At 36.8% G+C, this 24,385-nt stretch carries 21 protein-coding genes and 2 riboswitches; of the genes, 16 read left to right on the top strand and 5 right to left on the bottom strand.

The features are described from left to right. Positions 1–1,118 precede the first annotated feature (1,118 nt). The 15 genes from NH288_RS07335 (at position 1,119) to NH288_RS07265 (ending at position 15,826) form a co-directional block, all read left to right on the top strand. Positions 1,119–2,018 carry a diacylglycerol/lipid kinase family protein gene (locus tag NH288_RS07335; RefSeq protein WP_265214274.1) on the top strand — a complete coding sequence of 300 codons (900 nt, stop codon included), beginning with the start codon at positions 1,119–1,121 and terminating at the stop codon, positions 2,016–2,018. A 90-nt stretch (positions 2,019–2,108) separates the two neighbouring features. Then, positions 2,109–2,588 carry a CarD family transcriptional regulator gene (locus NH288_RS07330; RefSeq protein ID WP_106461074.1) on the top strand — a complete coding sequence of 160 codons (480 nt, stop codon included), beginning with the start codon at positions 2,109–2,111 and terminating at the stop codon, positions 2,586–2,588. A gap of 9 nt (positions 2,589–2,597) precedes the next feature. After that, positions 2,598–3,701, top strand: a complete 1,104-nt coding sequence (locus NH288_RS07325) for a PIN/TRAM domain-containing protein (RefSeq protein WP_265214271.1) — start codon at positions 2,598–2,600, stop codon at positions 3,699–3,701. Further along, on the top strand, positions 3,694–4,398 hold the full coding sequence (ispD, locus tag NH288_RS07320; protein ID WP_265214269.1) for a 2-C-methyl-D-erythritol 4-phosphate cytidylyltransferase: 705 nt from the start codon (positions 3,694–3,696) through the stop codon (positions 4,396–4,398). Before NH288_RS07325 ends, ispD begins: the two co-directional genes overlap by 8 nt. Next, a complete protein-coding gene (gene ispF, locus NH288_RS07315) occupies positions 4,395–4,871 on the top strand; it encodes a 2-C-methyl-D-erythritol 2,4-cyclodiphosphate synthase (protein ID WP_265214267.1) in 477 nt (158 codons plus the stop codon). Before ispD ends, ispF begins: the two co-directional genes overlap by 4 nt. Beyond that, the gene (metK, locus tag NH288_RS07310; protein ID WP_265214266.1) at positions 4,868–6,037 is read left to right on the top strand and encodes a methionine adenosyltransferase; all 1,170 of its coding nucleotides are present in this window, start codon (positions 4,868–4,870) and stop codon (positions 6,035–6,037) included. Before ispF ends, metK begins: the two co-directional genes overlap by 4 nt. A gap of 1,164 nt (positions 6,038–7,201) precedes the next feature. Next, positions 7,202–8,251 carry a rod shape-determining protein gene (locus NH288_RS07305; RefSeq protein WP_265214264.1) on the top strand — a complete coding sequence of 350 codons (1,050 nt, stop codon included), beginning with the start codon at positions 7,202–7,204 and terminating at the stop codon, positions 8,249–8,251. Next, complete coding sequence (gene gpmA, locus NH288_RS07300; RefSeq protein ID WP_106461067.1) at positions 8,251–8,940, top strand: 2,3-diphosphoglycerate-dependent phosphoglycerate mutase; 690 nt, start codon at positions 8,251–8,253, stop codon at positions 8,938–8,940. Before NH288_RS07305 ends, gpmA begins: the two co-directional genes overlap by 1 nt. Positions 8,941–9,281: 341 nt before the next feature. Next, positions 9,282–9,944: a winged helix-turn-helix domain-containing protein gene (locus NH288_RS07295; RefSeq protein ID WP_106461066.1), complete on the top strand. Its 663-nt coding sequence runs from the start codon at positions 9,282–9,284 to the stop codon at positions 9,942–9,944. A gap of 76 nt (positions 9,945–10,020) precedes the next feature. Then, positions 10,021–10,138, top strand: a riboswitch (FMN riboswitch). Between the two features lie 58 nt (positions 10,139–10,196). After that, entirely contained in the window at positions 10,197–10,790 is a 594-nt protein-coding gene (locus NH288_RS07290; protein WP_106461065.1) for an ECF transporter S component, read from the top strand. A gap of 114 nt (positions 10,791–10,904) precedes the next feature. Further along, positions 10,905–10,991, top strand: a riboswitch (SAM riboswitch). Positions 10,992–11,087: 96 nt separating this feature from the next. Continuing rightward, on the top strand, positions 11,088–11,924 hold the full coding sequence (locus tag NH288_RS07285) for an S-adenosyl-l-methionine hydroxide adenosyltransferase family protein (protein WP_265214261.1): 837 nt from the start codon (positions 11,088–11,090) through the stop codon (positions 11,922–11,924). After that, positions 11,924–12,475: an ECF-type riboflavin transporter substrate-binding protein gene (locus NH288_RS07280; protein WP_106461064.1), complete on the top strand. Its 552-nt coding sequence runs from the start codon at positions 11,924–11,926 to the stop codon at positions 12,473–12,475. Before NH288_RS07285 ends, NH288_RS07280 begins: the two co-directional genes overlap by 1 nt. A gap of 1 nt (position 12,476) precedes the next feature. Then, complete coding sequence (locus tag NH288_RS07275; protein WP_265214259.1) at positions 12,477–14,195, top strand: ABC transporter ATP-binding protein; 1,719 nt, start codon at positions 12,477–12,479, stop codon at positions 14,193–14,195. Then, on the top strand, positions 14,188–15,021 hold the full coding sequence (locus NH288_RS07270) for an energy-coupling factor transporter transmembrane component T family protein (RefSeq protein WP_265214257.1): 834 nt from the start codon (positions 14,188–14,190) through the stop codon (positions 15,019–15,021). Before NH288_RS07275 ends, NH288_RS07270 begins: the two co-directional genes overlap by 8 nt. 124 nt (positions 15,022–15,145) lie before the next feature. After that, a complete protein-coding gene (locus tag NH288_RS07265; RefSeq protein ID WP_265214255.1) occupies positions 15,146–15,826 on the top strand; it encodes a M48 family metallopeptidase in 681 nt (226 codons plus the stop codon). 36 nt (positions 15,827–15,862) lie between these two features. On the opposite strand, the gene NH288_RS07260 is transcribed toward NH288_RS07265, so the two are convergent. After that, a complete protein-coding gene (locus NH288_RS07260; protein WP_265214253.1) occupies positions 15,863–17,269 on the bottom strand; it encodes a hypothetical protein in 1,407 nt (468 codons plus the stop codon). Positions 17,270–17,402: 133 nt separating this feature from the next. Between NH288_RS07260 and NH288_RS07255 the strand changes: the two genes are divergently transcribed. Next, positions 17,403–18,239 carry a DUF4300 family protein gene (locus NH288_RS07255; RefSeq protein WP_265214251.1) on the top strand — a complete coding sequence of 279 codons (837 nt, stop codon included), beginning with the start codon at positions 17,403–17,405 and terminating at the stop codon, positions 18,237–18,239. A 58-nt stretch (positions 18,240–18,297) separates the two neighbouring features. Here the strand turns inward: NH288_RS07255 and NH288_RS07250 are convergent, their stop codons facing one another. From NH288_RS07250 to NH288_RS07235, 4 genes are all read right to left on the bottom strand, one after another. After that, positions 18,298–18,579 (bottom strand): kinase to dihydroxyacetone kinase, encoded by a 282-nt coding sequence (locus NH288_RS07250; RefSeq protein ID WP_265214249.1) that lies wholly within the window; start codon positions 18,577–18,579, stop codon positions 18,298–18,300. A 287-nt stretch (positions 18,580–18,866) separates the two neighbouring features. Beyond that, positions 18,867–19,979, bottom strand: a complete 1,113-nt coding sequence (locus tag NH288_RS07245; protein WP_106461057.1) for a toxic anion resistance protein — start codon at positions 19,977–19,979, stop codon at positions 18,867–18,869. Continuing rightward, a complete protein-coding gene (locus tag NH288_RS07240) occupies positions 19,976–21,076 on the bottom strand; it encodes a 5-bromo-4-chloroindolyl phosphate hydrolysis family protein (RefSeq protein ID WP_265214248.1) in 1,101 nt (366 codons plus the stop codon). Before NH288_RS07240 ends, NH288_RS07245 begins: the two co-directional genes overlap by 4 nt. A 101-nt stretch (positions 21,077–21,177) precedes the next feature. After that, positions 21,178–24,033, bottom strand: a complete 2,856-nt coding sequence (locus tag NH288_RS07235; RefSeq protein WP_265214246.1) for an insulinase family protein — start codon at positions 24,031–24,033, stop codon at positions 21,178–21,180. Positions 24,034–24,385 lie beyond the last annotated feature (352 nt).

Genomic DNA, 24,385 nt, shown 5'->3' with positions numbered 1-24,385 from the left:
TTCTTGCTAATTTATTTAAACTTATTTCGCCTTCTTCGTATTCTTTTATTACTTTTTTCTTTAATTCTAAACTATATTTTTTCATTGCAGCCTCTTTTCTAGCTACAACTTTTGGGGAGTCCTACACCCCTCCAGCTTTCCCACTTACACCCCCATTTCCCTCACCCCCCTCTGCTCCTTAGGCGGAGTGCGAAAGAGGAAGATTTTTTAAAAAAATCTTCTTTAGTATGGCGGATTACTTCGTATGTAGATGACCTTGTTCATACTGATTTAAAATCAAAAGTCCCCTAAAAATCACAATCTAGTCCAAATTGTATTTTTGCAGTTACTTGTCATCTTAGTAGTTACAGTATTTGTACTTAAATATGGCTGTCAGTGTGATTTTCTTGACGGGTACTTTTTATTTTAAATCTCCCAATAGATGAGGTTATTAGATTCTCTAGTCGCAATGTTTGCGAAGCTAAAGCCCTATCCTAGCGAAGCAAAGCTGAGCTATGGAAGGACTTATGCAGAGTAAAACGAGCTTTAAAACTAATTAGACGTTAATATTCTCTCAGAATACAGAATAAAATCCCCAAGGTCGAGAGATTTTGTAAATGGAGATGCCGTTAAGAAAATCTCCTGACGCACGAGTACAAATAAAATTTTTGTAAGTGCTGAGAAGTAGAGTATATACAAAATAAATATTTGGACTAGATTGAGATTTTTAGGCATCGAAATGTCAAAATCACTAAGGATTGAGATAGCTAATACAAGGGGCTTTGTCTACAAAGAGTGGATTGCCGTTAGGCAATCTTCTCTGTTCGCACTCCGCTTAAGGAGCCGGGAGGGGGTGAAATGGGGAGGTTTAAGGAGGGGCATGAGGGGGCATCGGTCGCCCCCTTCGCCCCTCCTTTAGACGGAGATTCAATAGTAAATAGAAATAATTTATTATAAGATTAAATTACGAAGAAAAACACTAAATAATTACCATTCATTAAAGAATAAAGAAAATATTATTATCTTGGATAAAAACAGGGATTTTTAGGGGAAGCCCCTAAAAATTTCAATATTTTGTAGTAAAATCAAATATATATTATTGGTGATTTAGGCAATTTGCCCTAAGAAAAGGTGATTTTATGAAAAAAATGTTATTTGTTTATAATCCAAACTCTGGCCAGAGGGCTATTCAGAATAGCCTTTCTTCTATTATTGAATACCTATCTAGCAAGGGGATTTTTCCTACTGTTTATGCTACCCAAAAGGCTGGAGATTGTCGTGAGATTGTTGAAAAATATGGAAAGGACTTTGATAACATCCTTGTATCAGGTGGTGATGGTACTTTGGATGAGGCTGTTTCTGCTGCTCTTAGAGCTGATATTGATCCGACTTTTTCTTATATACCTACAGGTTCTACAAATGATTTTTCAAGGTCTATTAATATTTCTCCAGAAATTGAAAAAGCGACTAGAACTGCTGTCAGGGGTAAGGTTAAGAGGATTGATGTTGGAAAGATTGATGATAAGTATTTTGTCTATGTGGCAGCCTTTGGAGCTCTCTCTGATATAAGTTTTTCTACTGATCAGGATATGAAAAATATTTTGGGCCGCTCTGCCTATATTGTTGAAGGACTTAAGAATTTACTTCCTATCCAATCTATGAAATCCTACCAGGCAGAAATTGAAGTTGATCATGAGCTTATTAAGGGTGATTTTATTCACTTTATGGCCTCTAATTCTATTTCTGTGGGTGGTTTTACTGATATTTTTGATGGAGAGGTTGGCCTTTCTGATGGGCTTTTTGAAATTACCCTGGTTAAAAGACCTGAGAGCCTTATTGACCTAAATAAGATTATCCAGGCCCTTACCAACAATGAGTCAAATGACTTTGTTATTAGGCGCCAGGCATCTAGTCTTAGGGTAAAGACTGATGAAAAAGTCTCCTGGTCGCTTGATGGCGACTTTGGTGGTAAAACTACAGATGCAAATATTGAGGTTATTCATAAAAGAATTAACATAAAAACAGGCCTTAAGGATTGATAAAAATATTTTTTGGAATATACTGATAGCTTACTATAAGCTTATTTTTAAATTTATGGTATAATACTACTAGAGAACCTAGGAGGTTATATGTTTAAAGTAGGCGATAAGATAGTTTACCCATTGCACGGGGCTGGCGTGATTGATTCCATTGAAAAGATGACTTTTATGGGCGAGGAGAAGGAATATTTTATTCTTAAGATGCCTATTGGAGATATGGATATATCAATTCCAGCTGAGAAAATAGGTGAAATGAACATCAGAAGTATTATTTCCAAGGAAGAAGGAAAAGAAGTTTTACAAATCCTAGATGATAAGCCAACAGAGATGAATACTAATTGGACCAAAAGATATAGGGACAATCAAGATATTCTAAAGACTGGAGATGTCTTTGAAATCGCTAAGATGGTTAGAAATCTTGCAATTTTGGATAATGATAAGGGACTTTCAACAACTGAGAAAAAGCTTCTTAATAGGGCAAGGAGAATCCTTGCTAGTGAGTTAGTCATGGTGGGTTCTCTAGACAAAGAAGAGGCAGAAAAGATGATAGATGAGTCTATCGGTTTATAAGGAGATATTATGAAGAGAATAATCAGATTAGTTTTCATGCTAATCGGGGCTGTTCTTGGAATAGTAGTCTTAAAAGTAGTTAACGCCGCTTTTGGGTTTATCCCTAATAGCGGCAAATTATTTATAGGGGCTAATATTCTAGCATCAGCTTTATTTGCATTTATTTTTTATTTAATTGCAGACCCGATTGCCAACAAAGCAACAATAAGTTTTTCAATTTTAGAAAAGAAGATTAGTAAATTGCCAGCGGCAAACCTTGTTATAGGCGTACTTGGTATAATTCTAGGCTTCTTAGTAGCAGCATTAGCATCAACCCCATTAACCAAACTATCCCTACCTGTAGTAGGAAATTCTATTTTTGTGCTATTATCTATTTTATTATATATCGGTTTTGGTTATCTTGGATGGAGACTTGCTATAAGAAATGCAGATGACCTAATAGCCTTCATGACAAGGTCAAAAGAAGATAAAAAAGACAAAAAAGAAAAAATAGCCTTTGACAGGGCAAATATGACCGCAAGTCCAAAGGTTCTCGATACATCTGTAATAATAGATGGGAGAATCCTTGATATAATAAATACAGACTTCTTGGAAGGTGAGCTAATAGTGACAGAATTTGTCCTAGAAGAGCTCCAGCACATAGCAGATAGCCCAGATGACTTAAAAAGAGAAAGAGGTCGCAGGGGCCTTGATATAATCAAGAAAATCCAGGAAACAGATAAGATTAATCTAAAAGTTTTAGATAAGGACTACGAAGACATAAAAGAAGTAGATGCCAAACTCTTAAAACTAGCCCTAGATTTGGGAGCCAAGGTATTTACAAATGACTACAACCTAAGCAAGGTAGCCAATGTACAAGGTATACCAATCCTAAATATAAACGATCTAGCCAATGCCCTAAAACCAGTAGTAATACCAGGTGAGCTAATGCAAATAGAGGTAATCAAAGAAGGAAAGGGTAAAAACCAAGGCGTAGGCTACCTAGAAGATGGAACCATGGTAGTTGTAGAAGATGGAGCAGGCCTCATAGATCAGGTCATAAATGCCAAAGTAACATCCGTCCTTCAAACATCTGCAGGCAGGATGATATTTGTAAGGAGTGAGGATGTATAAAGGAAAATACCTATCAGCCATCATAACAGCAGCTGGATCAGGACTTAGGATGGGTCTAGCCACAAACAAGCCATATATAGAGATAGCAGGCAAGAAAATCCTAGAAATAACCCTAGAAAAGGTCATCTCACTAGTTGAATTTGACGAAATAGTCCTAGTTATAAGAGAAGAAGATAGAAAAATGGCAGCTAGCCTAGTAGAAAAAATAAATGACAGGCGAATAAAGATAGTAAATGGCGGCAAAAGCCGTGAAGAGTCAACATACAATGGCCTAATGGCCTTAAATAAAAAAAGTCAACTGGTCTTAACCCACGATGGGGTAAGACCTTTTGCAAGCCTAGAACTTTTTAGAAGAACATTAAAAGAAATGGATAATTATAAGGCAGCCATAGCTGCAACCAAAGCCAAGGATACCATAAAAGTAGCCAATGAGAGGGGAGAGGTAGACTTCACTCCTAATAGAGACTTTGTATATAATATCCAAACACCCCAAGCCTTTGAGGTAGAAAAAATCAAGACCCTCTACGAAAAATATATGACAAGTGAAGCAAAAGTCACCGATGACAGCCAACTTTTCGAATTTTTTGACAAGAAAACACCGGTAAAAATCGTAGAAGGCGAATATCAAAATATAAAAATTACAACCCAAGAAGATATAATCTTTGGCGAAGGATTTTTAAGAAAGGAAGAAAAATGAGAGTAGGAATAGGCTATGACGTCCACAAATTAGTAGAAGGAAGGGACCTAATCCTAGGTGGAGTCAAATTTGATTATGAAAAGGGCCTCTTAGGCCATTCAGATGCAGATGTCTTAACCCATGCCATAATGGATGCCATCCTCGGCGCCCTAGCCCTTCCAGATATTGGTAACCTCTTCCCAGACACAGACCCAGCCTACAAGGACATATATTCCATTGACCTTTTAGATAGGGTTGTCCAAAAAATGGAAGATATGGGCTATGAAATAGGCAACATCGACTCAGTAATAATCTGTGAGATGCCAAAAATATCACCAAAAAGAGAAGAAATAGTAAAATTATTGGCTCGCCACCTAAAAACTGACCTAGCAAATGTATCAGTAAAGGCCTCAACCAGCGAGAAATTAGGCTTTACAGGAAAGGGCCTCGGCATAGAATCAAGAGCAATAGTTTACCTAAAGGAGAAAGAATGAGAAAATTAATAACCAGCGAATCAGTAACAGAAGGCCATCCAGATAAGGTCTGCGATCAAATATCAGATGCAATCCTAGATGAATGCCTAAGACAAGATAAAAACTCAAGAGTAGCTTGCGAGACAGTCACAACCACAGGCCTTGTCCTAGTAGTAGGAGAAATCTCAACAGAAGCCTATGCCCCAATAGAAAATATAGTAAGAGAGACCATAAAAGAAATTGGCTATACAGATGGAGACACTGGTTTTGACTATGAAAATGTAGCAGTACTCACTAGCCTAATCGAGCAATCAGCAGACATAGCCCAAGGTGTAGATAAGGCAAGCGAATACAAAGAAGGCTCTGACCCATTTGACCAAATAGGAGCAGGAGACCAAGGCATGGTCTTTGGCTATGCAGACAATGAAACAGACTCATATCTTCCGGTATCAGTAGCTATGGCCCAAGCCCTAGCTAAAAGACTAGCCCAAGTTAGAAAAGAAGGCATCCTAGACTATTTAAGGCCAGATGGCAAGACCCAGGTTACAGTAGAATATGATGATGATAAGCTAGTAAGAATCGACTCCATAGTCATCTCAAGCCAACATAAGGAAGAAGTATCCTTAGAAAAAATAAGAGAAGATATCATAAATCACGTTATAAAAGCAGTAGTAGATGAAAAATTAATAGATGAAAATACCAAAATCTACATCAACCCAACAGGCAAATTCGTAATAGGCGGCCCAAAGGGAGATAGCGGACTTACAGGAAGAAAAATAATAGTAGATTCCTACGGCGGCTATTCAAAAGCAGGTGGCGGAGCATTTTCAGGCAAAGACCCAACAAAGGTAGACAGGTCAGCAGCTTATATGGCTAGATATGCAGCCAAAAACATGGTAGCAGCAGGCCTAGCAGATAAGCTAGAAATAGGAGTATCTTATGCCATAGGAGTAGCAAAACCCCTATCAATCTATGTAGATAGCTTTGGAACAGGCAAATACGATGACGAAAAACTCCTAGAAATCCTAGAAGAAAACTTCGACTTCAGACCAGCAGCCATAATAGCAAACCTAGACCTAAGACGTCCAATCTACAAAAAAACAGCCGCCTACGGTCATTTTGGCAGGGATGAGGAAGAGTTTACATGGGAGAGGCTTGATAAGGTCCAAGACCTTAAAAATTATTAGGGAGTTTCCCTAATAATCCGTTTCTTATTATCCAAGATAATAGTATTATAAGCTTTAATTCTTCGTATTGTCATCTCATAGTTAACAATATTTATATACTATTGAATCTTCGTAGTAAGGGGAGGCCCAAGGACCCTTTCGCATGGGTCCTCATCGGCCTCCCCTTAAACCCCTCCCCGTTACACCCCACAAGCGACTCCTTAGCGGAGGGCGAAAAATGAAGATTGCCTAACGGCAATCCTCTATTTTTAGACAAAACCCCTTGTATTAGCTATCCCTATCCTAACTGATTTTGACATTTCGATGCCTAAAAATCTCAATCTAGCCCGAATATTTATTTTGTATACACTCTACATCTTAGTAGTTACGGAATCTTTATTTGTATTCGTGCGTCAGGAGATTTTCTTAACGGCATCTCCATTTACAAAATCTCCTGACCTTTGGAGAATTATTCTGTATTCTGAGAGAATATTGACGTCAAGGTAGATGTTAGGCTCGTTTTACTCTGCATAAGTCCTTCCATAGCTCAGCTTCGCTTCGCTAGGATAGGGCTTTAGCTTCGCAAACATTGCGATTAGAGAATCTAAGATACTAATTTATTGGGAGATTTAAAATAAAAAGTCACCGTAAATAAAATCACACTGACAGCCACATTTATATATCAGTAATGTAACTACTAAGATAGTTGGTAAGTATAAAAATTATAGTTGGACTAGATTGTGATTTTTAGGAGACTTTTGATTTTAAATCAGTAAGAACAAGGCTAGATAAATACGAAGTAATCCGTCATACTAAAGAAGATTTTTGAAAAAAATCTTCCTGTTTCGCACTCCGCCTAAGGAGCCGGGAGGGGGTGAGTCTCCATGAGCCGACGGGCCAGCTGGAGGTTTAAGGAGGGGCATGAGGGGGATTTTGCCCTAGCGGCCGAGAGCGCGGCCGCCCCCTTCGCCCCTCCTTTAGACGAAGCCATCAGCTTGATGACAATAATTTATTATAATATAAAATAACGGAGATAATTAGTAAATAATAATATTTTTATCTAGGATAAAAGAAAAAAATATTCTTTAATGAAAAAATCACCCTATTATGATATAATTTTATTAAGCAAAAAAATAAAGAAAACAAATGATACCCCATCTCGGATGGGAGAAAGAGAAAAATATTATGGCAAGATTTAGAAGGTCGGTTGCTATTGACCTAGGAACGGCTAGTGTGCTAGTCTATGTTTATAACAAAGGAATAGTTTTAAATGAACCATCTGTCATAGCTATAGATGTCCTTACAGATGAGATACTTGCGGTTGGTGAAGATGCTAAGAAATTGATTGGTAGGGCTGCTGGGAATGTTTCCTGTATCCTTCCGATGAAAGATGGGGTTATTGCAGATTTTAGAGCTACCGAGAGGATGCTTGAACATTTTTTGAATAAATCTGTCAAAAAATCCCTTTTCAAACCTGATTTACTTATTTGTGTACCAGCAAGGTCTACCCAAGTTGAAAAAAGAGCAGTCCTCCAGGCGGCTGAAAATGCTGGAGCTCACAGGACTTATCTTATTGAAGAACCCCTAGCTGCAGCCCTTGGCGCAGGTGTAGATATAACAGATCCTAAGGGATCTATGGTTGTCGATGTAGGAGGAGGCACTTGTGATATAGCGGTTATATCCATGGGCCAAATCATATCTAGTAAGTCTGTTGATGTAGCAGGTCTAACATTTGATAAGGCTATAAAGGATTATATTAGGACTCGCTATGGGCTACTTATTGGCGATCAAAGTGCAGAAGCTATCAAAAAAGAAGCAGGTAAGCTTACAGTCGATGATTCAATCGAGGTTAAGGGTAGGGAAATAGCTAATGGCCTCCCATCTAAGGTTTATATACCTGTTAGTGAGGTCAAGGATTCTATAAAACGTCAGATTGATTTGATTGTAGAAGGGGTAAAAAGAGTTATGGAAGTAACTCCGCCAGAACTTGCAAGTGATATATTTGATAGGCAAATTATCCTTACAGGGGGAGGCTCCTATACCTTGGGTCTAAAGGAGAGGATTGAAGAGAAATTTAGGATTGAGGCAAGGATAGCTGATAATCCTCAAGAATGTGTAATTGAGGGAACTGCCAAGGCCCTAAATTGGATAGACCAATTAGATGAGAATAGGAACGAAGCTGTTAAAAGCAAGCAAGCTGAAAATGAAGCTTATGAAAAACTGAGGAGAAGATAATGACAAAAAAATTAGTATTAGTAAGACATGGCCAAAGTGAATGGAACCTAGCTAACAAATTTACAGGTTGGGTAGATGTTAACCTATCTGATAAGGGTGTAGAAGAAGCTAAGGAAGCTGGAAGAAAGATCAAAGAAGCAGGCATCAAATTTGATTATGCTCACACATCAATCCTAAAAAGAGCTATCAAAACTTGTAACTTTGCTCTTGAATATTCTGACCAATTATTTGTACCAGTTGAAAAATCTTGGAGACTAAACGAAAGACACTACGGTGCCCTACAAGGTCTAAACAAAGCAGAAACAGCTGAAAAATACGGTGATGAACAAGTTCACATCTGGAGAAGATCATATGATACACTTCCACCAGAACTCTCAGCAGAAGAAAAAGAAAGACAAGCAGCACTTCCAATGTTTGCTCACCTTCCAAAAGATGTAATTCCAGGTGCAGAAAACCTAAAGGTAACACTTGAAAGAGTACTACCTTATTACTTCGACAAAATTGCTCCACAACTACTTGAAGGCGACACAGTCCTAGTAGCAGCTCACGGCAACAGCTTAAGAGCCCTAGCTAAACACCTAGAAAAAATCTCAGATGATGATATAATGGATTTAGAAATCCCAACAGGTCAACCACTAGTTTATGAACTAGATGATGAACTAAATGTAGTTAAAAAATATTATCTATAAATCTTTGAAAGAGTCCTTAAGGACTCTTTTTTATTGATATTTTAATATTAAACATATTTATTACACTTTTAATTGTGATAATAAAAATATCTTGTAAATATCCCTTATGAGCGAAAAGTGTTAACAGGATTAATTAAAATATATTATAAAGATTTATAAAATAAACTTGGCTAAGTTAAAGTTGTTTAAAGATATTCTACATAGATAGTAAGATTTACATGTATTGCTTTATATTTTAAATGTTAACTTATAAAAAATTATTAATTTTAAAGAAACATAAAAGTATTTGTAGGTTTTACGAAAATGATTTTATTAAATCTTTATTAGGAAAGAAGGAAAAAATGAGAATTGCTTCTGTTGAATATGAGAATGGTGTATCAAATTTAATAAATTCTCACTTTAATAAGAATGATGTTCTTGTGGAGAAAATCGAATCTATGGATGAGCTTTTGTTTAAAGATTGTAGCGTTTATGATCTTATCCTTGTTGATATGACTCATAATAAGTGTCTACAATTTATCCAATATATCAAACAAAAGACCAAAATTCCTGTAATCTACCTAACTGAAAGATATAAGAAAAATCCTTACGAGCAAGAACTTGATGATAAGGATTTTGTTATCCATTCTGTAACTAGGGATGAATTTATCCAAAATATTTTTAAGAAGGTAGAAGAGATAAGTCAGGCCAATATTATTAAGCTTGGTTTTTGCACCATGGAAGAAGATAATGGTATCTTTAGAGTTGGCAATAAGATTTTGGATTTAACCAAGTCTGAGCTTGCTATTTGTGCAATCTTAATCTCTAATATGGGCAAGACCCTTAGCAAGGAAGATATAGTGGAGATCATGAAAACTGACAAAAACCTTGACACCACACCTAGGTCTGTTAGAGAACATATCAGAAAGATTAGAAATGAGTTTAAAAAGGCAGATCTTGCTCCAATTGAGACAGTTAGTAGGCAAGGATATAGGTGGACACTTGATTCTTGTTCCCCTGAATAAAAATTTGACATATTATAGACGATAGTTTATAATATAAGTAGATAAATTAATAGATATTATATAGCAATGAAAACCATTGCTTCTTCAGGGAAAGGTGAAATTCCTTAACCGGCAGTTATAGTCTGCGAGTCCATTTGGACCGATTTGGTGCAATTCCAAAACCGACAGTATAGTCTGGATGGAAGAAGATTATTATAATTTTTTTCGAGCCCTGATTTTAGGGCATTTTTTATGCCCAAAGGGAGGTATTATATGAACAAAACAAGATCTATTTCACTAAGCAACGTTACTAAAATTGGTATCTTAGCCGCTTTGGCTTTTATACTCATGTTTTTCCAAGTACCAATTCCAATAGCCCCACCATTTATGAGAGTGGATTTGGCAGATGTGCCAGCCCTTATAGGAGGCTTTGCTATGGGACCTTGGGCAGGAGTTGCTATTCAATTAGTTAAAAATATTCTTAACCTAACTAAGACACAAACTGTTGGAGTTGGCGAACTATCAAACTTTATAGTTGGTTCAACTTTCGTATTTGTAGCATCTACAATTTATAAAAACAGGAAGACTAAGAAAACAGCTATCTTTGCACTTGCTTGTGGAGTTATCGCAATGACAGCTATAGCTACACTTTCAAATGCCTTTGTAGTATTCCCAGCCTATGCTAAGGCAATGGGATTCCCACTTGAAGCCTTTGCTGGCCAAGTACCAGGCAACCCACTTGTTAAATCCTATGTAAGCCTAATGCTACTTTCAATTGTGCCATTTAACCTAGTTAAGGGTGCAGTTGCAGCCTTAGTTACAGACCTAATCTATAAGAGGGTTTCGCCAATATTAAAAGCAAGATAAATTCTTATTATATTATTATCCTACAACATTCTGTTTATCAAAAAGCACTCTTTCATTATGAGGGTGCTTTTTGATTTTTTTAAAGACAAAGGTTTTTTTAGGGGTATAATGTTCTTACCATAAAGAGAAGGCGAGAGACAAGCTTGATGACCCTTCAGCAACCTAGCAAAGGCTAAGGTGCTAAAGCTTGAATGATGGATAGGTAGAAAATGAACATCCATCGCAGGTGGGTGTTTTTTGATTAAAAATTTGAAAATTTTCCGCCTAGGCATTTTATTTATGAAAGGACTTATTAAAATGAACGCTTTAGTTTTTCAATCAGACTTTGGTTTAGGAGATGGGGCAGTATCTGCCATGCACGGGGTTGCTAGAATGGTAAATTCTGATCTAATAATAGATGATCTAACCCACGATATCAAACCTTACAATATTTTTGAGGCTTCCTATAGGATTTTGCAAACCATAGAATATTGGCCAAAGGGAACAGTTTTTGTATCAGTAGTAGATCCAGGAGTAGGCAGCGATAGGAATTCTATTGTTGTAAAGACAAAGAGCGGCCACTATATAGTCACTCCAGATAATGGAACTATTTCCCATGTGGCTAAATTTATTGGCCTAGAATCAGCAAGGATTATCGATGAGGTTAAGGATAGGCTCCCTTTTTCAGAAAATTCCCACACCTTCCATGGCAGGGATGTCTATGCCTACAATGGGGCAAAGCTTGCAAGTGATGAGGGTTATTATCATTTTCTAAAAGAAATTAGACTTGATGAATTGGTATATTCACCTATCAAGGAGGCTGTATTTAAAGATGGAGTAATAGAGGGAACTATCGATATCCTAGATATTAGATTTGGATCTTTATGGACAAATATTCCGCTAGACTTATTAAAGAAGGCGGATATCAAGCAGGGTGATGCTATTAAGGTTACAATTTTCTATAAAAATATCAAAAAATATGAAAATCAAATGACCTTTGGCCATTCTTTCGCAGACGTTGGACTTGGGGAGACTATAGCCTATATCAATTCCCTAATAAATTTAGGTATAGCCATCAACCAAGCATCATTTTCTGACACCTACCAGATAGGGACAGGTGCAGATTGGACCATATTTATCAAAAAGGAGATATAATGAAAAAAAATAATTCAATTACAAGCATAGTTGCTATAGGCATCGGTGCTGCAGTGTTTTTTATTCTAGGTAGATTTTTATCAATACCAGTAGGTTTTATTCCAAATACATCAGTAGAAACAACCTACCCATTCCTAGCTCTAATGAGCGTGCTTTTTGGACCGGTTGTTGGATGCCTAATTGGACTTATAGGCCATGCTATCAAGGACCTATTAACTTACGGCCTATGGTGGTCATGGGTTATCACAAGCGGGGTAACAGGAGCAGGATTTGGCCTAGTTGGAAAAAATCTTGATCTAAGCAAGGGTAAATTTGAGAAAAAAGATATAATCAAATTTAACATCGGACAAATCATAACCAATGTCATCTCTTGGGGCCTAGTTGCGCCAGTTTTAGACATCCTAATTTATTCAGAGCCAGCCAATAAGGTGTTTGCCCAAGGTTTTGTATCAGCAGGCCTTAACAGCCTTGCAGTAGGAATTTTGGGAACAATCTTAATTGCAGCTTATGCTAAGACCCAAACAGCAGACAATTCATTAAGTAGAGACTAATATGACAGATAAGAGCCAGTCCTTAGTAAAATTTAATAATTACTCTTTTAAATACAGAGCACAGGCTGAGCCCTCCCTTATAGATATCAATTTAGAAATCAAAAAGGGTGAAAAAATTGTAATAGTAGGCCCATCAGGCTCTGGCAAGTCGACCCTTGCTAAGAGCCTAAATGGCCAAATACCAAATACCTTCCCCGGAGATATAGAGGGGGAGGTCTTTGTTGATGGAAAAAACATCAAGGATTCATCAATCTTTGACCTCTCCTTATCGACAGGAACAGTCCTCCAAGATACTGACGGCCAATTTGTAGGCCTTACTGTAGCAGAAGATATGGCCTTTTGTCTTGAAAATGATAAGGTGGACCAGGAAAAGATGAAAGAACTTGTAGAAAAATGGGCCGATGAGCTAAAGATTACAAAGCTCTTAGACAGAAAACCAAGCGATTTATCGGGTGGACAAAAGCAGACTGTATCAATAGGTGGGGTTTTGATAAGCCAAGTACCAATCTTGCTTTTAGATGAGCCTTTGGCAAACCTAGACCCAAAAAGCGGCAGGGCAACAATGAAGCTTGTAAGGGACTTGGCAGAAAGACTCAAAGTTACAGTCATAGTCATAGAACACAGGCTAGAAGAGGCTCTCCTCCTTGATCCAGACAGGATAATAGCGGTAGATGGGGGCAAAATCCTAGCGGACCTATCTCCGACTGACCTTTTAAAATCAGACATCCTAGATAAAATCACAATCAGAAAACCTCTCTACCTAGATGCCCTAGCCTATGCGGGATGCGACATAAAAGCCTATGACAAGCTAGGAGACATTGACCAGGTAAATATTAAGGATTGTGACCTAGATAAGCTAAGGACTTGGTCAACAAATATTAAAGAAGAGGTCAAGGAAAATTCTAAGGAAGAATTAATAAAAATTGAAGATTTATCTTTTGCCTATGATAAGGACTTGATATTAGAAAATATAAATTTAGAAATCAAAAAAGGAGAGCTTACTTCAATTGTTGGGCCAAATGGTGCCGGTAAATCAACCTTAGCCAAGCTAATGGCAGGCTTTCTAAGGCCAAATAAAGGCAAAATCTACATCAAAGGCGAGGATACAAGCAGCCTTTCCATAAAAGAAATTGCAGAAAAGATTGGCTTTGTCCTTCAAAACCCTAATGCCATGATATCTAAAACCATGATTTATGATGAAGTCGCCTTTGGTCTAAGGATAAGAAATATTGACGAAGACCTAATAAGGGAAAAAGTAGAAGAGACCCTAAAGATTTGTGGCCTCTATCCATTTAGAAATTGGCCAATATCAGCCCTTTCCTATGGTCAAAAAAGAAGGGTTACTATAGCTTCGATCCTAGTCCTAGACCCAGAAGTTATAATCCTAGATGAACCAACAGCAGGCCAAGACCTAGGCCACTACAGGCAGATGATGGATTTTATCAAAGATTTAAGGGATAAGTACGGACTAAGTATACTTATGATAAGCCATGACATGCACCTAATCCAGGAATATACAGATAGAGTCATAGTTATAGAAGGTAAAAAAATCTTAGCTGACACCAATCCAGCAGATTTATTTTCTGAGAAAGACCTAATAGCTAGGGCACACCTTGCGGAGACATCTCTTTATAAACTTGGTCAAAAATTAGAAGGAATAGATCCAAAAGACTTCATAGAAAGTTTTATTGCATATGAAAGAGGAGGAAAAGATGAATAATACCCTAGGTTATATCAAAAAAGACACTCTAGTCCACGACCTATCAGGGGCAAGCAAGTTAATAGCCTTCATCCTCTTATCAATAATTGTTATGACATCCTTTGACACGAGATTTCTAATCTTTGTCATGGTCCTATCCCTGATAACCATGAAAGTAGCAAAAATCAAATGGGAAGAGATATCATTTTTGGTAAAAATAGTGGCGGTCTTTTCAATAATAAATCTTCTAGCTATCTATATCTTCGAGCCAGAATACGGGGTCAAACTTTATGGGACAAGGACAGTTCTTTGGGAGGGCTTTGGTAGGTATAGTTTAACAGCCGAGCAATTATTTTACGAACTAAATGTAGGCTTAAAATATTTTTCAACCATCCCCCTTGCCATAATCTTTATCCTAACAACAGATCCAAGCGAATTTTCATCAAGCTTAAATAGGATAGGCCTATCCTACAAAATCTCCTACGCAGTAGCCCTAGCCCTAAGATATATACCAGATATCCAGGCTTCCTACTACGATATAAGAAGCGCAAGCCAGGCCAGAGGCATAGAGATGAGTAGGAAGACAAGCTTTGTAAAAAGAGTAAAGGCAAGTTCAAATATAGTATTGCCCCTAATTTTTGACAGTCTAGAGAGAATAGAAACAATCTCCCAAGCCATGGAATTAAGACGTTTTGGCAAGAACAAAGAAAGAACCTGGTACAGGGCAAAGCCCTTTAAAAAATCAGACATATTTGTAATAATAGGAGTGGTTTTAATAGTGGGGATTGGGATTGCTTTATTTTTTGTAAATGAGGGAAGATTCTTTAATCCTTTTTATCAAAGATAAAGTATTTAGGGGGCTTCCCCCTAAAAATCCCACTTTATTATCTTGGATAGTAAAGCAAAAAGTTATTATCTTGGATAATAAAGAAAAAATACTCCTATCTAGGATAGGAAAAAAGGAATTTTTCATGAAAATCCAAACAACAATAGCTTCTTTTTCTCTTTCTCTAAGAAAGAGAAAAAACCAAAAAAATATCATCCTAAAGGTCACTCCGCCTTTTGGAGATCTTGTTCTTTCCGCTCCTTCCCACGTCAGTAATAAGGACCTTGAGGCTTTTGTATCTGCTAGGAAAGATTGGATTATTAAAAATCAAGCTAAGTTTGCTAAGGCTAGGAATACCAGGGATGAGGGTCTTATTTATCTTTGGGGCAGGGCCTATAAGCTTGAATTTATTAAAGATAGTAAAAATGCTTTTAAGATTTGTGATTCAAAGATAATATTTTTTTATAAGGGGGACTTAAGTGGGGCTTTAAAAGATGAGCTCCTTGATGATTTTTATAGAAAATCTTTAAAAACTAAGAAAGATGATGCTATTAAGGAAGTTGAAGAATTGACAGGCTTAAAAGCTAATGAATACAGGCTCAGAAAGATGAAGACTCGTTGGGGGTCTTGCAATACTTCTAAGAAACGAGTTTGGCTTAATACAAACCTTGCTAAGTATGAGCCCATCTGCTTAACTTATGTCCTTGTCCATGAGCTTTGTCATTTGCTTGAACCTAACCACAGCAAGAGCTTTTATGCTCTGGTTGAAAGCTTTTTTCCAGAATATAAAAAGGCTGAGGCCCTACTTAAGGAGCCTAAGCCCTAAAAAAGTAAGCCGGCTATTTTGCCGGCTTTTGTTATCTTATTTATTGTAGTCATCTCCAAATAGTTTATAAGCTTGATCTTGAACGCCTTTACCACTGACAAATTCAAATACTCTTATTTCTTTGCCATTGTCATCTGTTGTTTTATAGACGCCTAGTGGTAGGGCCCAAACATTTACTACCTTAGATCCATCAGATGCATCATAGGTATAATTAAGCCTATTTCCTAGGAGTTTGAGCTTGATTATTATATCTTCTCCTGAATTTAGCCTTGCTCTTAGGTAGTTATCCCATAGGCCAAATTTGCCATTTTCTGGCTCTATTTCAGCTTCATCGACATAGGATCCTCTGATTTTTATGATAGGTTGGTCTTTGTCTGCTTTTAAATCTAGGCCGCTTATGCCTATATCTTTGAATCTATCTTTATATTTCTCAGCATATTTCATATCGGCAAAGATTCCAGCATTTTCTTTTAAGAATTTTTGAGCCTTATCTAGGTTTATAATGTCCTTGCCAGATTTTGTATCCATTTCATAGGAATCTAGAATCATTTTAGCTAGGATATCAAAATTTTCATCATCAGGATTAGTTTTATCTTCAGGATTTTCATCCTTCTCTTTAGCTACCTTATCTATGAATCTTTTCCATTCTGCTTCAAAGTAAGCAAGGTAATTTTTGTCATCTTTTTTGGCGCTTTTCATCTTCTTATCTACTAATTCTGACATTATTACAAAGTCTTCATTGTTAGAGTTTTTATCCTTACCCGCTAGGGCAAAAACATTGATTTGGCCATTTGCTATGTGGTTATCTGTACCTTCGATGGACATTATGTCCCTATCTTTTAAGGAACTCACCTTTGTTTTAGGCAAATAGATTTTAAAAGTCTGCCCTATTTTTTTATCAAAATATGGAGACCTTACGAAGTTGTGGATATATTCATAACCATTCTTGTTGATTTTTTCTTCCTTGTCTACTGGATTTTGGTAGTCTAGGCTAGTTAGTTTTATTTCATAAGTTAGGTCATCAATTTTTTTGACTAGGTCAAATTTGGCCTTATATAGGGTAGATGAGAACATATTGCCATTGCCATAAAGGGCTGCTCCATCTACATTTCCATTTTCTCGGAAATAAATTCTTTCAGATCCGCTAGCAGGATAGTTTGAAAATTCTTTGCCAGCAAGTTCTTTAAAGATATCATCTGTTTGTTTTGCCTTAAATTTTTTAGCCTTTTGGTCTTTTACTTCTACTCTATCTAGGATAATTCTTTTTTGTTCGCCAAGACTTAGGCCATCTTCATCATCAGACTCAGCGGAATCTACACTGCTATCTGTTTCATAATTTGCTTCAATATCACTTTTGCTATTTTCCTTCTTAACACTACCCTTGTTATTACAAGCACTAAGCATTAGGGTCAGGGTTAAAAGACTTAATAGAATTTTTTTCATGTTCGCATCCTTTCTTCTTGTTAAGATAATTATATCATATTGCTTTAATATGTAAAAAGTTTCTTGCAAATAAAAATAAAAACTGGAAATTATTTCTGGTATAATATAAGATATTTATAAAATAGGAGAATGAATGAAAAAAATATTAGCAATCCTTGCCATGACTTTAATTTTAGGAGCATGTAGCCAAAAGGATAAAGGCCTAGAAGAAGGAAAAGAAATTCAAAATCAGATAGTAGAGCCAAGTCTTAGCAATATGGCTGATGAAGATAGCCAAAAATTTGTAAAAAATACTCTTAAGGACAAAATTAATCCTGATAGGGTAAATAGCTTTATGAAGCTTGTTAAGGACTATAATGAGGCTGTTGGTAATGACTTGCTTGTTGATGGTTTTATCAAGGATATAAATAAGACCTATGACACTGGTAAAATTATCGAGAAGAGGGATGGAAAAGATTTAGTAGATACTAATTGTAGGATAAATGCTTTCTTGCTTAGTGGAGATGAGCTTACTAATAAAAATCAAACAGAAATCGATGATTCCATGCTTTTTACAGACCTCGATATGATAAAAAAGGGAAAAATCTTTAATGATGATGAAACTTTTAAATTTAAGGAGTTTTTTACAAGCATTCCGACAGAATCATCCAAAGACCCAGCTGTCCAGGGCAAGATTGCCGAAAAATATTATCAGAACTGGACCTATCCAGAAAAATTTGACCTAGTATCTGTCATGATCCATGACAAATTAGACGGAGATAAGCTTTTTATCGGCCATATAGGAGTTTTGACTGAAATAGATGGGGGATATCTTTTTGTAGAAAAAATCTCCTTTGAGGAACCTTATCAGGCCATAAAATTCCCTACAAAGGATGCTTGTTATAAGTATTTGCAGGATAAGTTTAAGGACTTCATAGATCCAGAAGCGGCTCCACCTTTTATTATGGATAATGGAAAATACATCGAATAAATGTTGAAATATAAAATAAACCCAGTTATTAAGTTTTGCTTAATAACTAGGTTTATTTTTATCCTTGCAAGCCGTCAGCTTGTCTTTGCATATTCTCAACGACAATATCATGGATATCGCCTAGGCTTGCTGCGTATTCTAGGACTTCCCATGGTTTATTGGAGTGGAAGTGGATTTTTATTAAGTCTTCATCCCCAACTGCAAGTAGGGAATCACCCTCTAGGTTTTCTGAAATATAGTCAAAGATTTCATCTTCGTCTAGGTCTTTGTCTGTTCTTGCTATTAGCATTTGGCAGTCGAATTTGAATTCGATTTTTTCGCCTGGTTTAAATTCGTGCATTATTAATCCCCCTTATTCAAAATAAATTATTTTCATCTTAATTGTTTATATCATGATGAACAGTATCTATTTATCGATTCTCTTCGTTCAAGGGGGAGCCCCAAGGGACCTTCCGGATGGTCCCTCATTGGGCTCCCCCTTAAACCCCCTCCCCGTTACACCCCACATCCGGCTCCTTAGCGGAGGGCGAATAAGGTTGCTTGCCTTCGGCAAGCTTCTTGAGTAATGAGGATAGTTATTTCAATAGATTTTCTTTAACCGATAAGCTTACTTTTATAAAGTATACCTTAGTTTCTTTGTGTCAAGTTTCTTTTTAGTTCGGCTTCTAGGTTTGCTATTTCGGCCTTGGCTTGTTCTCTATTTTTCTTGCCTTCTATTTGGATGTTTCTTACTTCTTCTATGGTTGTTATTAGGGCTTCGTTTGTATGTTTTATTGTTTCTAGGTCTATTATACCACGTTCTGTTGCCTTGGCGGTTTTTATGGTGTTTTGTTTTAGGGTATCTGCGTTTTTCCTTAATAGCTCATTGGTCAGGTCGGTTACTCTTTGTTGGGTTCTTATGGCTTGGTCGGTGTGGTTCATGCCTAGGGCTAGGACCATTTGGTTTTTCCATAATGGGATGGTGTTTACAATTGTTGTTTGGATTTTTTCTGCCATTATGGAGTTTGATGATTGGACCATCCTTATTTGTGGAGCCATCTGGATTGATACCATCCTTGTTAGGTCAAGGTCGTGGAGTTTTTTCTCAAATCGGTTAGCCTGGGCCTTTAGGTCGTTTACCTTTTGGGCATCTAGTGGGAGGTTACTTGCCTGAGCCTTGAGCTCTAGGGCTGGGATGTCGTTTTTGTAAAGGTCGGCTAGCTTTCTATTTCCTGCCTCGATGTACATGGAGATTTCCTTGTAGTAGTCTTCATTTAAATCATACATCTGATCGAGCATGGATATATCCTTCATGAGGGTTATCTGATGATTTTCTAGGACCTTTGCTACGTCGTTTATGTTTTTTTCGGCTGATTGGTAGCGAACTTTGAGGTCTTCTAGCTTGTTGGTGGCTTTTTTGAAAAAGCCAAGTGGGCCAGATGGTTCATCATCTTCCATATGCCTGATATCAACGACTACCTTATCAAGCAGGCCTCCGATTTCTCCTAAGTCCTTGTTTCTTACTGTGTCTAGGGTTTTTTCGGAGAAGTTTGAGATTTTCTTTTGGGCTCCTGAGCCGTATTGCAAGATGATATTTGTATTTTCTAGGTCAATTTTTTTGGAAAACTCATCTATCATCTTCTCTTCTGCTTCTGAAAATGTGATCTTATTTTCAATCAAGTCTGGGCTATCATTTGTGATTGCTTCTAGCTTTGGGTCGTTTTCTTCTGCGCCATCTAGGCTTAATTTGATGTCACTCATTTTTCACTCCAATCATTTTCTAGTAGGCCTTCTTGATTTAGGATTAGCTCTATGGTGTCTATGTCTGTTTTTACATCCATAGCCCTGTCGCTTAGAAGGTCTACCTTGATGTTGTCAAAGGCTTCAGCAATGGTTTTGATTGAATTTTCAATCTCTGCCATGGCCTTTCTAATCTTTATATCATCTGTATTCATCAGCTCAAATTCTTCGAATGATTCGATTAGTTTGAGGGAGGTTGGCATGTAATAGTCGTTAAATTTTGTAAGGCTACTTGCCTTTTGTGGATATTTTTTGACTATGTTTAAGATGTCAGCTATATTTGTGAAAAGAACAGAAAGCTTGGCCTTAAAGGATTCTGACCTTATATTTGATCCGGCTTTGTTCATCTTTTCAAGGATTTGGTCTGAGTTTGTGATTATATTTTCTGCCTGGTCCTTGTTTATATCTTCAACTGACACATCATCTGTAATTTCTTCCCTCTTATAGTAAGGAAGGCCTGCTATCTTTTCCTTGTAGAGCTTGAAGGTTGGTATATCAAGGATGAAAATTGAATCATTTTCAACAATTCTTGCTTGTTTGAAGTAGTTTTGCTTCATAAAATATAGCAAATCATTGATTGTCTGTTTTTCACTCTGGCTTACCGCACTTGCCAAGTCTTTTATTGAAATAATAGTGTTTGTCCCAAGCTCCCTTTTAAATCTAGAATAGTTTATGGCTAGGCGCTTGTTGTTATTGGCTATTTGCCACATGTAGATAGGTACTCCTATCCCTACAGCAATTAGTAATGATTTAAATATAAAATTCGCTAAGCCCATATAAAGTAATTCATCTAGACCTATACTAATGCAGGTAATGCCAATAATGACTGCAAAGAATTTAAGGCCATTAATCCTTCCTGGACCAATTGGATTTTTTTGCTCGCACACATTTGGGTCTCTTATGGCTGGTAGATTTGTAGAAAATCCTCTGCTAAAGCCATTTATGGCTGATGTTACTGAATTTTTAATTTTTTGCCCGATTGAGGCAAAGTCTATATTATCTAGGTCGAAATCTAAATCGTCTAGGTCAAATCTAAAGTTATTATTTTTCTTTGCCATTTTTCTCTCACTTTCATTTTCTATAATCATTATACGCTAGCTCAATATAATTTAAATAGAATTTAATATATTTAAGATTATTTTTTGAAAAATTCAATATATCAATCTTTTAGGTCTATAACTTTATCAAACTTGTCTTCGATGGCAAATATATCTTCCCTAGAGCCAAAAACTGTTATATTATTTAGGTTCATGGCCTTTTTGAAATCATCTGCCATATCTTTTATGTCTTCGATTTTTGTAGCCTTGATTTCAGCAAGGATATCATCTTCTTTTTTTGCGTTTTTGATCCTAAAGTAGGAATAATCGCTATCTGCCATTTGCTTTGGAGACCTAGGTCTTAGGATAGAGCCCATGGATGAGATTTTTTGGTTATCAAAATCTCTCTGACTCATTTCAAGATTTGCTGCGATTTCTGGAATCTGGTCATAGGCTTCTAGGGTTTTTTCTATATTTGGGTCCCTGTAGGAGTAAGTTGCAAGGTTTAGGGCCCTTGTTATGGTCATTCCTGCCCCGTAGGCACCGCCCTTGGCTCTGATTAGGGAATATAGGTAAGGATTTGAAATTATAGAGCTTGCTAGCATGTAAGAGCCTTTAAAGCTTTTAGCATCAAGCTTTGCTGATTTTGATACGTAATTTACATTGGCATCTGATGCGATGGCTTCTTTTATGGCCTTTGGAGAAAAGTCAATTTCTACATCTTCTGGCTTATCCTTAAGATTTACTAGATTATCATTGATTGCATTCTTCATTATTAGGTAATCTTCTTTAGTTGCCGCAATATTAATTGAAAGACTCTTTGTAAAGATTTCCTTGCTAATTTTTTCTAGTTTTTCTCTGAGGCTTTCAAAATCATTTTCACAAAGCTTGATGACATCTTTTATAAAGTCATAATAGGCTAGACCTGTTATATTTTCCTGGATGAAGGCAGCCTTATCTAGGTGTGAATTATTCCTATTTATGGCTATCATGTGGCCTGAATCATACATTCTTGATTCGAAAATTGACTTTCTAATCCTTAAAAGCTCAAGGATTCTCGCCTTATTGTCAAAAATAGAATTAAAGGCAAAGTCATTTACTAGATTCATGGCATCTTTTGCATAGGCCCTTAGGGTCTTAAATCCAACTTTAAAGTTCCTATCAATTTTTTCTGGCCCTTGTCTAAAGTTTGTTATTGAAAAGTTGATAGAACCAAGTTTTTGCCAGATTATATCGTCAATTTCTGTATAGGATATATTTTTTGTATCTATTGATGCAGCAAGCTCTGCAAAGATTTGGGCGTATTTTAAGTCCTCCAGGCTTAGGTGATTGATATCAAAATAAAGCTCTGTATAGATGAGGCCTGCTGTATTTAGGTCGTTGAAAACATATTGGAATTTTTCTTCTTCAACGAGTCTTTTTACTTTTACAGTTGCTGTAGGCACATCTCTTAGGTCAAGGACTGGAATTGTGGCCTTTTCTTCCTCGGTATTTTCCCTATTTTGGTAGGTCTCAAGATCCTTAAGAGATGCCTTTATCTCTTCTAATTTTTCATCAGACATCTCTCTATTGACCCTAGCAAGAAAATCTTTAAATTCGGCGTCTTTCTTTTTGTTGTAGGCCATGCTTGGCTTTGAAAGGTGAATTAGCCTTGTAGGATTATCTATATAGAAATCTTTGATGAAATTTTCATAATAATCTGTATCTATTAATTCCCTTAATTCCTTTAGATAGTCAACGATTTTGAATACTTCGAAAGGATCTGCGTCAAAGGACATGGATAGGTAATAAGTAAGGCCTGCATTTACAGAATTTAGGTTTTCCAATTGACCAAATTCAAAGAGAGAAAAGGCAGATTTTAGGGCTTCCTTATTTAGGCCCTGGCTTGCTTCTTTAAGGCCATCTTCAATTATTTTTACAAAATCATCTAGCTTATCCCCATCAGCCTTTTGAGCTTGGATGATAAGACCAGCTTGGTTGCCGTAGGTATTTCTTGCATAGAAATATTCTGGTGATAATTTTTCTTGGACTTCTAGCCTAATCTTTGATGAATCCATATTAAAAAGGGCATTGACAAGAACAGCTGCTGTGAGTGTTTCCTTTATATCCAGGCTTGAGTGGGTGAGCATGGCATAGGATAGGTAGTCTTCGTTTTCATTTTCCCTTGCAGATGGATAAGTCCCCTCGATTGGAGCTTCATAATGATTTTCCACAACTTCTATGGCAAGGTCTATATCCTTATAATCATAGTGGCTTAGATATTCCTCATCAAGCCTTGTAAGATAGGCATCGATGTCATCTATATTTCCATAATAATAGATATAGGCATTTGATGGGTGGTAGTGAGTTTTGTAAAAGTCCACAAAGTCATCAAAGGTCAAATCCTTGATATCAGCAGGATTTCCACCTGATTCGTATTCATAAGGACTATTTTTATAGAGGTAAGAATTTATTTCATTTGAGATAAGGCTTTCTGGATCAGAAAGAGCCCCTTTCATTTCATTATAAACTACGCCAGATACGCCGACGACCTTATCATTGTCATCAAGATCAAAATGCCAACCCTCTTGGTCAAGGATTTCCTTTTTTTCAAGGACAAGGGGTGCAAAAACCGCATCTGTATAGACATCAACTAGGTTTCTAAAGTCCTTGTCGTTTTCACTAGAAACAGGGAAAACAGTCTTATCAGGATAGGTCATAGCATTTAGGAAGGTCTGTAGGCTCGAAGAAGCCATATCCATAAAGGGATCCTTAGTCCTATATTTCTTAGACCCATTAAGAACAGAATGTTCCATAATGTGGGCCATGCCCTTAGAATTTGTAGGGGGAGTCTTAAAACCAATCCCAAAAGTCTTGTTAGCATCGGACGACTTGGCAAAGACAACCCTTGCCCCAGTTTTTATATGTTTGTAGTAAAAGGCAGTGATTCCTAACTTATCAAAGCCTTCACTTTTAATTAATTCGTAATTTTTATTCATTATATATCCTTTACTTTTTGCTTTTAAGATAATTATACCATTTTTATCCAAGATAAAGTATTCTAGGGGCTTCTCCTAAAAATCCCTGTTTTATTATCCAAGATGGTTGGTCTATTATCCAAGATAATATTAATATTTACTTTAATTCTTTGTAATTTTTTATCATAATAAATTATTGTCATTAAGCTGATGACTTCGCCAAAGGGGGAGGGCCAAGGACCCTTTCGCATGGGTCCTCATTGCCCTCCCCCTTACACCCCCACTTCGTTACACCCCGCAAGCGACTCTTGCAGAGGGTAAAATGAAGATTGCCTCTGGCAATCTTCTTTATTAGACCTGACTGCTATTCATC

Source organism: Anaerococcus sp. NML200537 (assembly GCF_026131715.1).
Classification (GTDB): Bacteria; Bacillota; Clostridia; order Tissierellales; family Peptoniphilaceae; genus Anaerococcus; species Anaerococcus kampingae.
The sequence above is the reverse complement of the archived record's forward strand: the minus strand, read 5'-3'. Positions and strand labels throughout refer to the sequence as shown.

Bases quoted from the DNA above. Each gene is read 5' to 3' on its own strand.
- NH288_RS07335 (WP_265214274.1), top strand. From the start codon at position 1,119: ATGAAAAAAATGTTATTTGTTTATAATCCAAACTCTGGCCAGAGGGCT.
- NH288_RS07255 (WP_265214251.1), top strand. From the start codon at position 17,403: ATGAAAAAAATATTAGCAATCCTTGCCATGACTTTAATTTTAGGAGCA.
- ispF (WP_265214267.1), top strand. From the start codon at position 4,395: ATGAGAGTAGGAATAGGCTATGACGTCCACAAATTAGTAGAAGGAAGG.
- NH288_RS07235 (WP_265214246.1), bottom strand. From the start codon at position 24,033: ATGAATAAAAATTACGAATTAATTAAAAGTGAAGGCTTTGATAAGTTA.
- NH288_RS07245 (WP_106461057.1), bottom strand. From the start codon at position 19,979: ATGAGTGACATCAAATTAAGCCTAGATGGCGCAGAAGAAAACGACCCA.
- NH288_RS07265 (WP_265214255.1), top strand. From the start codon at position 15,146: ATGAAAATCCAAACAACAATAGCTTCTTTTTCTCTTTCTCTAAGAAAG.
- gpmA (WP_106461067.1), top strand. From the start codon at position 8,251: ATGACAAAAAAATTAGTATTAGTAAGACATGGCCAAAGTGAATGGAAC.
- NH288_RS07240 (WP_265214248.1), bottom strand. From the start codon at position 21,076: ATGGCAAAGAAAAATAATAACTTTAGATTTGACCTAGACGATTTAGAT.
- NH288_RS07275 (WP_265214259.1), top strand. From the start codon at position 12,477: ATGACAGATAAGAGCCAGTCCTTAGTAAAATTTAATAATTACTCTTTT.
- NH288_RS07270 (WP_265214257.1), top strand. From the start codon at position 14,188: ATGAATAATACCCTAGGTTATATCAAAAAAGACACTCTAGTCCACGAC.
- NH288_RS07250 (WP_265214249.1), bottom strand. From the start codon at position 18,579: ATGCACGAATTTAAACCAGGCGAAAAAATCGAATTCAAATTCGACTGC.
- ispD (WP_265214269.1), top strand. From the start codon at position 3,694: ATGTATAAAGGAAAATACCTATCAGCCATCATAACAGCAGCTGGATCA.
- metK (WP_265214266.1), top strand. From the start codon at position 4,868: ATGAGAAAATTAATAACCAGCGAATCAGTAACAGAAGGCCATCCAGAT.
- NH288_RS07280 (WP_106461064.1), top strand. From the start codon at position 11,924: ATGAAAAAAAATAATTCAATTACAAGCATAGTTGCTATAGGCATCGGT.
- NH288_RS07305 (WP_265214264.1), top strand. From the start codon at position 7,202: ATGGCAAGATTTAGAAGGTCGGTTGCTATTGACCTAGGAACGGCTAGT.
- NH288_RS07325 (WP_265214271.1), top strand. From the start codon at position 2,598: ATGAAGAGAATAATCAGATTAGTTTTCATGCTAATCGGGGCTGTTCTT.
- NH288_RS07295 (WP_106461066.1), top strand. From the start codon at position 9,282: ATGAGAATTGCTTCTGTTGAATATGAGAATGGTGTATCAAATTTAATA.
- NH288_RS07285 (WP_265214261.1), top strand. From the start codon at position 11,088: ATGAACGCTTTAGTTTTTCAATCAGACTTTGGTTTAGGAGATGGGGCA.
- NH288_RS07290 (WP_106461065.1), top strand. From the start codon at position 10,197: ATGAACAAAACAAGATCTATTTCACTAAGCAACGTTACTAAAATTGGT.
- NH288_RS07260 (WP_265214253.1), bottom strand. From the start codon at position 17,269: ATGAAAAAAATTCTATTAAGTCTTTTAACCCTGACCCTAATGCTTAGT.
- NH288_RS07330 (WP_106461074.1), top strand. From the start codon at position 2,109: ATGTTTAAAGTAGGCGATAAGATAGTTTACCCATTGCACGGGGCTGGC.